Raw genomic sequence first — 12,218 nt, 5'->3', positions numbered from 1 at the left:
CTCCCCTCTTTGTAATGTTTACCGCTTTATTTCTTGGCCAGCACATGTGCGGTCACATAATAATCCCGGTCCTCATATTCATCGTGGACGAACTGCCACAGCAGGGAGTAATGCGGACCGGCGGTAAAGCGCCTTAGGATGTCCGGATGTCTGGGGATAAAGGCTCCCGGCAGGCACAGGCCCTGGCGGTCCCACTCTTTGAGATGTCCATACAGCAGGTGGGCGTTGCCCTTGCGGTCCCCTTTAACGATTGCCTCCACCTTGGGGGTTGCCGGACTGACATAATCCTGCTTGGTTTGCAGCAGCAGGGTGTCGGTCAGGTGGATGACCACTCCGCTTTCGGCCAGCAGCCCGGCCAGTCCCTCGAAGAGGCCGATGTGAATCCGCTCCAGCAGCCGGTCCAGCGCGGCGCTGAATTCCGCCGAGATTTCCTTATCCTTCTCCCGGTGGAAATAAGCCGACAAGAGCTGGGTGGTGAAGCATAAATTCATGGCAACATCCACCGGGGCGGCAACTTTGGTCAGGTCGACCGCCGGCTCTAACGCTTCGATATTATTTTTCAGATCGGCCAGGGAAGTCACCGTTTGACCCAGCCCCGTTAAATCAATGACGGCTTTGCAGAACTTGCCGGGGTAAGCCGACTTGGCGATCAGGCGGTCAAGCGCCTGTTCATCGATGTCGACGATGGTGATCCGCTCAAAAACAGTTTCAATATACGAAATCGGCACATCGTTGCCGTTCCCTGCGCCCAGCAGCACGATGTGTCCGCAGCCCGGCTGATAGTCTTCCATGGTCTTCGCAATGACCTCGCGGATTTGTTCGCGGTAATCCGCCCAATGCACCCAGTCGTCTTTGGTGGATTCATTGCGCAGCCTGTTGGCTTTCTTGATCTTGGCATACGGCACACGGACCGTTCTCCGGTTAAACAGCTTCATCACTTGATCCCCCCAATATATGGGCCATTATATCCCGGCGGGCGGGGGAAGGACAAGGTGGAGGCAGCGAGTATACGTTAGTCTAATAATTTTGAAATTGCGATTACTGTTTTAAGTATTGTTGTGTTCTACGTCATCTTATAGTAAACGTAAGAAATATGGTAACATATGATTTATAAATACTGGAAGTATACTGAATATATTGGGCGCCGGATTTAAACTATAACTTTATTAGGGAAGGGATTCAAATGACCACTGTAGTATCACAGGTACTAGAGCAGTATTTGAAACAAATTACCGAAAGTTTAAAATCTAATCGTTGTGCTGTACTTGTGGGAGCTGGATTTAGCCGCAATGCGGACAGCGGTTCGCTATTTGCGCCGACATTTCCCACCTGGAATGAGCTGGCCGACACCTTTTATGAGAAGCTGCATTCAGTTAAGCCTGCAGGTACGCAGTATCTTAGCCCCCTTGCTTTGGCGGAACAGGTAGAAGCCGCCTTTGGGCGGAATGTGCTGAATCATTTGCTGATCTCCCGGATACCCGACGCCCAGTACAGCCCCTCTGCCCTGCATACGAAATTGCTGGAATTGCCTTGGACAGATATATTCACGACTAATTATGATACCTTATTGGAACGGGCTTCCCAGGAAATTACAAGCAAACGTTTTAATATTATTAACTGCAAAGAAGATCTGGTTTCCAGTGTGGATGCTCCCCGGATTGTTAAGCTGCATGGAACGTTTCCTTCCCACCGGCCTTTTATTATCACTTCCGAAGATTATCGGAGATACCCGCGGGAATTTGCTCCCTTGATCAATACCGTCCAACAGTCATTGCTTGAGAACACGTTATGTTTAATCGGGTTTTCAGGAGATGATCCGAACTTCAACCAGTGGATCGGCTGGATTCACGATAATCTGGGGATTGAAAACTCTCCGCAGATTTATTTGTTCACTCATGAGGATTATCCCGACGCCCAAAAAAGATTGCTGCTGCGCAAAAAAGTGGTCGTTCTGGACATATCTGCACTGGCGCCCGCCGGCAGTCCCCGGCAACGCTATGAAGGTCTACTCGACTACCTTCTGGACAGTGTACATACTTCACAGCAGGTTTGGCCGGAAGAACTGAAACGGGACCTGGATGAAAAAAAGTCTTTGCCGGACGTCATTTCACATCTTCAGTCCGTACGTAATGCCTATCCCGGCTGGTTGGTTCTTCCCCATGCGATACGCAACAGAGCTCTTCGTTTGAGAAGAGAAATAGAGGAGTACCTGCATCGCTCGATAAAGGAATATCAGGTTGGCGAACTTTCTCTGTTGTACCAATACGACTGGTTGCGGGAGAAGTGTCTAAGGCCGCCTTTACAGTGGGAGCTGGAGTTCTATCAGGCAATCTTGGCACGCAGTCTCGGGTCTATAGTCAAAGAAGAACAACAAATGCGTCTGTCCATCCAGCTTTCCTTGTTGCGGGATTTGCGTGAGAGCGGTGACTATGAGGGATGGAAAGAGCTATTCGGGCAAATCCAGAGCCAACCGCCGGTCATGAGAGATGACCAGATCCATCGGTTGTCATACGAGCGTTGCTTGTTTTCCATGTTTAATTTTAATTATCAGGAGATGCGGGCGCACCTGGATGCATGGAATGTCAACGAATACTCGCCTGAATGGGTATTGCGGAAATCCGGACTGCTGGCTGAATGCAATGAACTTCTGCAGGCGCAGGAGCTGCTGCAGCATTCGCTTGTTCTTATTAGAAGGCAGCTTCAGAGCAATGACCAAAGCTTGCTGCTGCTCTCCTACGAAAGCGCCTTGATGTCATTAAAGGGCTATATTGAGCACGCTGCTTCCATAGGAAAAGACTTTAAGGAAACCGGGGCAAAACCGAGAGATACGGAGGCTGAACGCCGGCAAAAGCACAGAATGTTCACAACCGACTGGCATACTGAAGATGAGCGCTTCCAACTGCTGCTGACTGCTCCCCGTCAAGACCACCGTTCCAACAAGGAACAGCCTTCGTTTGACTTTGGACGGCGTTCTGTTTCCTTTAATGATAAGGAAGATACGGATAGCTTTACAGCATATGCCTTCCTGCGTTTTCGTGAAGATACCGGTCATCCTTTCCGGATTCATACGGTCACCAGTGCAGGTAAAGCGGTGATCGGGGCAGTGGAGCGAATTGCACCCTTTGCATTTGCCTGGGCCGTTGTTACTATTGCGCGCGCCAATGAGCATAAAGCGGTTGAAGAGGTATTGTCCCGGGCAGCACTTAGTAAACTGAATGCGTCAGCAGCGGATGAGCTGGCTCTTGGTTATTTAGTTGCGCTACGCCGTACTTCAGGTGAAATCCAGGCCGCCGACTGGCTTGGTGCGAAGAACTTTGCCGGTTTTACCGCTGAGGTGTTGCCTTTGCTGTTATCGCATTTGTGCTGCAAGTGTTCATTTTCTGTTCTGGAACAGCTGCTTCAATATCTGCTTGAGATTTATCAAAGTGATTTCCGCTTGAATTATAAGAAGCTGAACGAATTAACGAGAAGGTTGATGACTGCTTTCACAACAACACAGAAGGCGCAACAAATTGCCGTGTTACTCAAATTCCCGCTTTTCCCCGATAACTATCGGATGCTTTACGACTTGTCGGATCCCATGAGTTTTTTGGCTCTTCCAATAGAAAAGCCCATTCCTTGTACAGAAGTTATTCCAGGTACAGAGGAGGTCTTTGTTCAAGCATTATCTTCACCAGAGCTGCGGCAAGCCGCACTTGGGCGTTTGGCCGTCCTGTCTTGTAACGGCTGGTTGACCCAGGAACAGGACAAACGGTTGGGAGATCTGCTCTGGCAACAAGATGGGCCTGTGATGCTCAAATCGTATGAACGGACAATTCTTTTAATGCTGCCGCATCCTGCGGAGGTTAACCCCAAAGAAGTCATTAGAGCATTGCTGTTAGCCGATTTCCGGGATCGTGCAAGCGATAACAAGGCTTCCATGTCTAACCGTGATTCTTTATTATATGAATTTGGTCATGGGGTCTTCCGCGGTATCTTTACTACGCAGGATATCACTGTAATTCTGACATTCTGCGCAGCCATGTACGCACGGCTTTCATACCATTTTGGAAAGACGAAATTTTTTAATGCAGATAGTCTGGCACGCAAACATTGGTTTCAAATGACCGAGACGTTGACACGCTTATTATTATCTGTGACTGGTTGGCACCCAACAGATCAGGAACGCGTACTCATGGAGCAGATAGTAGAAGGCTTGCGCAGTCACGGGCTTACACATCCCGGTTTGGAACTGCTCTGGGCAAGGAAATGCGCTAATACTATATCTATTAATGATAAGTTTATTGCGCATCTGTTTATGGGGAGCCCCTACCAAAAATTAGCTTTGTACGACACAGCTATTCTTGCCATCGAATATAAAGAGCAAGCTGTTTTGAACGAAGATGAGACACGGTTTTTGTTTACGATGATTGCACAACAAATTCAGTGGCGTAGTAACGAGCATTTAGTCTCTGCTTTGAATGTAATGCATGATCTTTTTCGGGTTGCACCTGAACTGTTGTCTCAAGAGATTGAGGCTGCCCTGTTAATAGGTCTGCAATGTTTACTGGAGGAAAGCAATATTCCAAATAGCGATGAGACTGACGACGCTGTCCCGAAAGGCGAAATCAGGGTGGCTGCTGCCCGGCTGGCCTACAGAATGATTCATTATTGTAATGCGGTTAGCAAACCGGTATCTGATACTTTAAGCCAATGGGAGAGCGTTTATAGAAGCCCAGATGAATTTGCTGAGGTACGCAATGCGGTTAATTGAACAGTGATCCGGGTATTTTCCGCATACAGGGCTGGAACTCAGAATAGGAGGAGGCCAATGGATACGATGTCAACGGATACGATTTTGAAGCTTTGCTTAGCGATTGTCGTCAATTATGTAGCCTTTTGGGTGGTCACGGCAAGAATTGCGGGTTACGAGGAAAGTTTGGTCCGTGTACGGATTCCTGCATGGCTCAGCCGGCTGTTGTTTTTTAGGAGATACAGCAGCAAAGTTCCGCTCTTTACCGTTGGTTTTCAGGTGTGGGTTTACCTGACTTTCTTATGGCTGCATCTGCTATTGCTGACCGGGTATGTGACGATCGAACAATATCTCAGTATTAATCTGGGGCTTTTTATATTCAATATGTTTGTTTATGTTGGAGTTTATATCATAGATGCACTGATACATTTATTCCGGCGATGACGCAGGCAAGAAAAGCATCCGCTTCCACCGGCGCCGCTGTATCCGGTTATTGTATTCAAAAAATTCCCATCTGTCTATGAGGCCGCATGCTACGGTTAACGGTGTTTTCCCGTATGATGATCAGTGGCGGCGGTATTTTTCCTGAAATTGCGCGGATCAGGCTCAGATTATTCCGGACTGCCGTGGGTAATATAACACTAAAAAAGTCGGGTGAGGCTGATGATGTCTTCGGTAAAAAGATTCCTGATCGGGCGGCCGCTCAAGTCCAACCAGCTGGGCGAGCAGAAACTGAACAAAACGAAGGCGCTGGCGATCCTCTCATCGGATGCCCTGTCCTCTGTCGCTTACGGTCCCGAGCAAATTCTGATCGTGCTGATTACGGTCGGCGCCGCAGCGTTCTGGTACTCAATTCCGATTGCCATCGGCGTGCTGGTACTGCTGCTGGCGCTGATTCTGTCATACCGGCAGATTATTTACGCTTACCCCCACGGCGGCGGTGCCTATGTCGTCTCTAAGGAAAATCTGGGTAAATACCCCGGCCTCATCGCCGGTGGCTCGCTGCTGGTCGATTATATTCTGACGGTTGCCGTCAGCGTATCCGCGGGTACCGACGCTGTAACGTCGGCATTTCCCGGTCTGCATCCGTACAATGTGCCGATTGCGATCTTGTTTGTGCTGGTCATTACGACGCTCAACCTGCGCGGGGTCACAGAATCCGCCTCGTTCCTGGCCTACCCCGTGTACCTGTTTGTACTGGCCCTGTTCCTTATGATCGGTGTCGGCCTGTTTAAGGTGCTCACAGGCGGAGTGCCGCCTGAACTCCATACGCCGCTCGGCACACAGGTGGCAGGGATCAGCCTGTTCCTGCTTCTGCGGGCCTTCTCCTCCGGCAGCTCGGCGCTGACCGGGGTGGAGGCGATTTCCAACGCCATCCCGAACTTCAAGGAGCCTGCGCCTAATAACGCAGCCAAGACGCTTGCAGCAATGGGGATTTTGCTGGCGCTGCTTTTTTCCGGTATTGTGCTGCTCGCGTATTATTATGGGGTTACGCCGCGTGAGGATGTGACGGTTGTATCGCAAATCGCCGAGCACATTTTCGGGCGTAACGGGATGTACTTCTTTATTCAAGGCACAACCGCTCTGATTCTCATTCTGGCCGCGAACACCGGATATTCTGCATTTCCGCTGCTGGCGGTAAATCTGGCGAAGGATAAATACATTCCCCGGATGTTTACTGTCCGCGGCGACCGGCTGGGTTACTCGAACGGCATACTTAGCCTCGGAATTCTGTCGATCATTCTGATTATCGCCTTTGAAGGGCGCACCGAGCATCTGATTCCGCTGTACGCTGTAGGGGTCTTTATTCCCTTTACCTTGTCCCAAAGCGGGATGATGGTCAAATGGCTCCGTGAGAAGCCGGAAGGCTGGAGGACCAAGCTGGCGATCAATACCACCGGGGCGCTCATCAGCTTTATCGTCACGATTGTGTTCTTTCTGACTAAATTTCCGCAGGTGTGGCCGGTGCTGATCTTCCTGCCGCTCATCATTCTGCTCTTTTACCGTATCCGCAAGCATTATGAAGCAGTCGCCGACCAGCTCAGCATTAGCAACAATGAAGAGCCTCTGCTGAAGTTTAACGGCAACATCATTATTCTGCCGGTGGCCGGCATCACCCACGTGGTGGAGAATTCGCTCCGGTATGCCAAATCGCTGAACGCCAGCCAGATTATCGCCGTCCACGTTCCATTCGAGCGGGACGAGGAGCACACCTTCGAGGAGAAATGGAAGAAGTTCCACCCCGACGTCCGGCTGGTTACGCTGTACTCGCCTTACCGCAGCATCATCCAGCCGCTGACCAAATTTATCGACACTGTGCAGCGCAAGGCCTGCGAGTCGGACTATCATGTGACCGTTATCGTGCCGCAGTTCATCCCGCGCAAAGGCTGGCACAATATTTTGCATAACCAGTCCAGTCTGCTGCTCCGGGCCCATCTGCTGTACCGCAGAGATGTAATTATTACTACAGTACCCTATCATTTGAAAAAATAACCGGCGCCGGCCCTCCTCTGCTTCTGCCGCTCCGAGCATGCAGCAACTTTTCCCGCCAGCCGGCGTATAACCCGGAAAAAGGAGCTGATCCCTGATGGCTGTAGGTATTTTGCTGCTGCTGCTCGGCAGTGTCACCGTTTTCTATGGGCTATACATCCGCCGCCGCCCGGATTCCGGCTGGCGGATGAATGAAGGCTGGAAGGTAAGAGGGGAAAGCGAGCCCAGCGAGGTTTACCTGGAGGCCATCAAATTCACCGGCATGCTGGCCGGTTGGGTGGGGGCGTTGTTTATCGTCTTCGGTATATTGCTCATTTGGCAGGCGGTTTAGATGAAGAAGACCTGTTCTGGGATGCACGTGGCCCGGGCAGGTCTGTTTCTTGTGTAAAAGAGCTGTATGGCGGTGAATGCTGTGAAGTGCTGTAAAGTGCTGTGAAGTGCTGTGAAGTGCTGTGAAGTGCTGTGAAGTGCTGTGAAGTGCTGTGAAGTGCTGTGAAGTGCTGTGAAGTGCTGCGAGGTACAATGAGGTGCTGTGAGGTGCTGTGAGGTGCTGTGTTTACCGGAGTCCCCTGCATTACTGGGTTACTGTATTGGAGGGCTTTGCTGAATCAGAGCCTTCGTCCGGTAAGCTGCGGGCTTGACCTCCCCCTAAGGGACTGTTTTATGCTGGAGTGGAGGTGAACGCAATGAGGATCAAAGAGGTGTGCGCCGTTAGCGGCCTGACCCGCAAAGCGGTGGAATATTATGAACGGCAAGGCCTGCTCACACCGGAGAGCGGAGAGAACGGCTACCGGATGTACAGCTCCGGCGATGTGGCCCGGCTGCAGGAAATCTCGCTGCTGCGCAAGCTCGGCATAGGCGTGCCGGACATCAGGGAGATTGTGGGCAGCAGTGACAGGCAGGAGCGGCTTGCAGCCGTAAGAGCCAGAATGGAGCTGCAGCAGCAGCAGGGCAAGGCCCGGCTGCAGGCAGTGGAATTGTTGATCGCCGATTACCGGCCGGAGCAGCTCGCGGGGCTTGCGGCGGGGATCGAAGAGGCTTTTACGATTCGTGAGAAGCTGCTGCTGGCTTTTCCGGGCGGCTATGGCCGGTACTTATCGGCCCATTTCGGCCGTTTCCTGGATTTCAGCGAGACCGGGACGGAGCAGCGGCAGGCCTATGCCGACATCGTCGGTTACCTGGACCGGCTGGAGCTCTCCCAGCCCATGGATACGGAGCTGTCTGCATTGCTGGAGCAATATTTGCCTGCGGAGGACGATGTCTGGATGAAGGAATCCGGACAGCAGATGGAACAAGCGCTTCAGGATATTGACGGATATCTGAAACAGCATAAGGAGGAGATTGACGCCTATATCGCATTCCGCCGCTCTGACGGTTATAAAAATTCTCCGGCTTTCCGGCTCGGGCAGCTGCTCCGTGAATTTCAGCAGGGTTCCGGGTATGCGGATATCTTCATCCCGGCCATGAAGCGGCTGAGCCCCTCTTACCGGGCATACAGCGAGGAACTGGAAGCCGCGAACCGGCTTATGCTGGAGAGGTACCCGGACAGCAGGGCCCTGATGGAACCGGGGACAGGAAATGCGGGTATCCGCACGGAAGAGGAGTGACTTCCGCAGTACCTGAACATAGGGTTACAGCACAAAGACCGTGAAGCTCTGTGGCAGCGCCGGCAGGCTCACGGTCTTTGGGTTTGCTGTTCCGCAAGCGCCGTCAGGCGTTTCCGGGGTATCAAAGTTTAGTGCTGAGGCAAGTCCGTCTGTGTGTTCACCCGCTGCCCGGTATGAACGCCTGCTGCAGATGCTCAGGCATTCTGGTGCAGCTCGCGGGTGATCCTGCGGCCCGTTGGCGTCTGGGCGAGCCCGCCGCCGGCGGTCTCCCGCAGCGATTCCGGCATCGCTGAGCCGACCTCCAGCATCACCTGCACGACTTCGTCGGACGGAATGACGCTGCGTACGCCCGCGAGCGCCATATCGGCGGCGGCTAATGCAGTAATGGCCCCGAAGCCGTTGCGGACGATGCAAGGGATCTCCACTAGTCCGGCGACAGGATCGCAGATCAGCCCAAGCGTATTCTTCAGCGCTAGGCCGACGGCATGAATGGCCTGGGCCGGTGTGCCGCCGCGGATATCAACGAGCGCGCCCGCCGCCATCCCGATCGCCGAGCCGACCTCGGCCTGGCATCCGCCTTCGGCGCCGGAGATAAAGGAATTGTTGGCGATCACATAGCCGATCGCTCCCGAGGCGAACAGGCCGTACACCATCTCCTCGTCGCTCCAGCCGAAGCGCTCCTGGCTGCTGATCAGCACGCCGGGGATGATGCCGCAGGAGCCCGCAGTAGGGGTGGCGATGATCCGGCCCATCGAAGCGTTAACCTCGGAAACGGCAAGCGCGTAGGTCATTGCCAGCGCGGCATGTCCGCCGAGCAGCGTTTCGCCCGCTGCACGGTAGCCGTGCATCCGGCGGGCGTCGCCGCCGGTGAGGCCGCTTCTGGAAGTGGTATCGGAATGGATCCCCTGATGCACGGCATCCTTCATGATCTGATAATAATCGTACATCTGCGCAAAGACGCGGCCGCTCTCTTCCCCGGATTCCCGCGATTGCTCCTCCAGCATCAGCCGGCCCAGCGAACAGTTCCGGGTCTCCGCCAATTCGGACAGCTGCTTCAGTGTTTGAAAATTCATGGTGTCGCTCCTCTCAGGCGTTAAGGCTGTCAGCCCCCGTTGCTTAAGCTGCTAACGGACCTTAAAGATCTTAATTTGCCGAAAGCATCATTTAATCCGAGCATATCGCATTATTCGCCACTGATCATGCCGGTATCTGATCCGGGTGGTCTTCTGCAGCTTCCCGGCCGCCAGGCTCAAATCAGACTGCGAGTACACGCAGTTCCTGCACTGCCGGCAGCGCGGAGATCGCCTCCAGCGTATCCGGGTCCGGTACGGCGTCGCATTCCAGCACCATCATCGCATCGCCGCGTCTGGAGCGGCGGTCCACCGACATGTGGGCAATGTTGATGCCCACGCTGCCGAGCAGGCCGGTGACAACGGCGATGACGCCGGTCTCGTCCCGGTGGCGGATCGTCAGGGTGGGATAGGAGGCCGACAGCTTCAGGCTGAAGCCGTTGATCCTGACGATCTCGACATTGCCGCCGCCTATGGAGGTGCCGGTCAGTTGCAGTGCTCTGCTCCCGTCCGCGCTGGACAGCTGCAGCTCCGCCGTATTGGGGTGGGGATACAGCCCCTTCCCCGGGGAGATCGATACCGCCATCCCCGCTGCTTCGGCATGCGCGAAGGCATCCGGCAGGCGCGGATCGTCGGTGGCCATGCCCAGCAGGCCGCCGACGAGCGCCGTATCCGTGCCGTGCCCCCGGTAAGTGGCGGCGAAAGAACCGTACAGCCAGATCACGGCTCTGGCCGGACATTCCCCGAACAGCAGCCTGGCTGTGCGCCCGATACGGGCGGCCCCGGCCGTGTGGGAGCTGGACGGCCCGACCATCGCCGGGCCGATGATCGAGAACACATCTTTAAAGCGCAAGAGTGGCTGCTCCTTGCTTCGGCGGCTGCACGCCAGAAGGCACGAGGCAGTCGTAGGCTTCGCCGCCCAGCCGCTCCTTCAGCTCGGCCTGCGCCGCCACTGCGAGCTCCGGCTGCAGCAGCGTCTCGATGGCTGCCGCCGCCATTGCCTTGGCCGCCAGCAGCATGCCCTTGTGGGCAAAGGATGATTTACCCTGGGCCACCGTCTGCCAGGCATGCAGCGGTGTGCCGAAGGCCATCGTGGCGGCTCCGCATTGGGCGGTAGGCACGTTCCAGCTCACATCGGCCACATCGGTCGAGCCGCCCATGAAGATCTCTTTCTCGTCGGAGAAGGGAACGATGAAGTTCGCCAGCGGACACTCTGCAAGCACGGTTGCCAGCTGGGGACCAACCATGGCCGCCGCCTCCTGTTTATTGCTCTCCGGCAGCGTCTCATAGATCGCTTTGGCAAAAGCATATTCTTCCTCGCTGTAAGCAGGGACCCCCAGCGCTGCAAGATGCTTATGCAACACCCGCTCCAGGGTGCTGTTGGGAATCAGGTTGGCGCAGGCGCCTTCGTAGCGGTACTGCATCTGCGTGCCGGTCATCAGCGCGGCGCCTTCGGCAACCTTGACCAGCCGCGCGAACAGCTCGCGGACCTGGGCCGACTTCGGCGCCCGGACGAGATAGGTCACCTCGGCATCAGCCTGAACCACATTCGGGGCAAGTCCGCCCGCATTGGTAATGGCATAATGAAGACGGGCCTGGTCAATCATGTGCTCGCGCATGTAGTTGGCGCCGATGTTCATCAGCTCTACGGCGTCCAGCGCGCTGCGGCCCAGATGGGGGGCGGCAGCGGCGTGGGCGCTGATCCCCTTGAAGGTGAAGCTCGCGTGGATGACCGCATTCGAGCTGCCATGCATCACGGCGTTCAGCGCATGCGGATGCCAGGAGAAGGCAGCGTCCACGTCCTTGAAGTAGCCTTCGCGGGCCAGATAGGTCTTGCCATATCCGCTCTCCTCGGCGGGGCAACCGTAGAAACGGACTTCTCCGGCGGTATCCGGATTCCGGACCAGATAATCCTTGACCGCGACTGCGGCGGCCAGCGCGCCGACGCCGAGCAGATTATGCCCGCAGCCGTGGCCGTTGCCGCGCGGCGCCACCGGCCGGTATTCGCTGATGCCGGCTTCCTGGCTTAAATCCGCCAGCGCATCGTATTCGCCCAGCAGTGCAATGACAGGTCCTCCGCTGCGGGTGCGGTAGGAGGCGATGAAGCCTGTCTCCAGGCCCGCCACGCCCCTGGTTATGCTGAAGCCCTCGGCTTCGAGCTCTCTGATCAGTACGCCGGCCGAACGGAATTCATCGAAGCGCGTTTCCGCGAACGCCCAGATCTCGTCGCTGGCGGAGGTAAACCGCTCTTGTTTGCCTTCAATTGCTTCGGATACAAAACGGGTTAAATCAATGGTCATATTCATGAAGGAAGACACC

At 54.7% G+C, this 12,218-nt stretch carries 9 protein-coding genes; 5 read left to right on the top strand and 4 right to left on the bottom strand.

Annotated elements, in window-relative coordinates; translation table 11 throughout:
• Window positions 1–26: 26 nt before the first annotated feature.
• Window positions 27–935: a hypothetical protein gene (locus F1381_RS22210; protein WP_151737045.1), complete on the bottom strand. Its 909-nt coding sequence runs from the start codon at window positions 933–935 to the stop codon at window positions 27–29.
• Between the two features lie 248 nt (window positions 936–1,183).
• On the opposite strand from F1381_RS22210, the gene F1381_RS22205 reads away from it, so the two are divergent.
• The 5 genes from F1381_RS22205 (at window position 1,184) to F1381_RS22180 (ending at window position 8,829) form a co-directional block, all read left to right on the top strand.
• Window positions 1,184–4,753 (top strand): SIR2 family NAD-dependent protein deacylase, encoded by a 3,570-nt coding sequence (locus F1381_RS22205; protein WP_151737044.1) that lies wholly within the window; start codon window positions 1,184–1,186, stop codon window positions 4,751–4,753.
• Window positions 4,754–4,810: 57 nt separating this feature from the next.
• Entirely contained in the window at window positions 4,811–5,176 is a 366-nt protein-coding gene (locus tag F1381_RS22200; RefSeq protein ID WP_151737043.1) for a hypothetical protein, read from the top strand.
• A gap of 219 nt (window positions 5,177–5,395) precedes the next feature.
• Window positions 5,396–7,225, top strand: coding sequence for an APC family permease (locus tag F1381_RS22195; protein ID WP_151737042.1), 1,830 nt, complete (start codon window positions 5,396–5,398; stop codon window positions 7,223–7,225).
• A gap of 94 nt (window positions 7,226–7,319) precedes the next feature.
• Window positions 7,320–7,553, top strand: coding sequence for a DUF6199 family natural product biosynthesis protein (locus F1381_RS22190; protein ID WP_151737041.1), 234 nt, complete (start codon window positions 7,320–7,322; stop codon window positions 7,551–7,553).
• A gap of 355 nt (window positions 7,554–7,908) precedes the next feature.
• On the top strand, window positions 7,909–8,829 hold the full coding sequence (locus F1381_RS22180; RefSeq protein ID WP_151737040.1) for a MerR family transcriptional regulator: 921 nt from the start codon (window positions 7,909–7,911) through the stop codon (window positions 8,827–8,829).
• A gap of 194 nt (window positions 8,830–9,023) precedes the next feature.
• Here F1381_RS22180 and sdaAA read toward each other — a convergent pair whose 3' ends face one another.
• The 3 genes from sdaAA to F1381_RS22165 all read right to left on the bottom strand — a co-directional run bounded on the left by sdaAA (window position 9,024) and on the right by F1381_RS22165 (window position 12,205).
• Window positions 9,024–9,902 (bottom strand): L-serine ammonia-lyase, iron-sulfur-dependent, subunit alpha, encoded by an 879-nt coding sequence (gene sdaAA, locus F1381_RS22175; RefSeq protein ID WP_151737039.1) that lies wholly within the window; start codon window positions 9,900–9,902, stop codon window positions 9,024–9,026.
• Window positions 9,903–10,083: 181 nt separating this feature from the next.
• Window positions 10,084–10,752, bottom strand: a complete 669-nt coding sequence (gene sdaAB, locus F1381_RS22170) for an L-serine ammonia-lyase, iron-sulfur-dependent subunit beta (RefSeq protein WP_151737038.1) — start codon at window positions 10,750–10,752, stop codon at window positions 10,084–10,086.
• Window positions 10,742–12,205 carry a M20 family metallopeptidase gene (locus F1381_RS22165; RefSeq protein ID WP_246188154.1) on the bottom strand — a complete coding sequence of 488 codons (1,464 nt, stop codon included), beginning with the start codon at window positions 12,203–12,205 and terminating at the stop codon, window positions 10,742–10,744. Before F1381_RS22165 ends, sdaAB begins: the two co-directional genes overlap by 11 nt.
• Between the last annotated feature and the right edge of the window lie 13 nt (window positions 12,206–12,218).

It is taken from the genome of Paenibacillus tengchongensis (genome assembly GCF_008973665.1).
In the GTDB taxonomy this organism is placed as follows: domain Bacteria; phylum Bacillota; class Bacilli; order Paenibacillales; family Paenibacillaceae; genus Paenibacillus_AQ; species Paenibacillus_AQ tengchongensis.
This window is presented reverse-complemented; position numbering and strand designations above follow the sequence as displayed.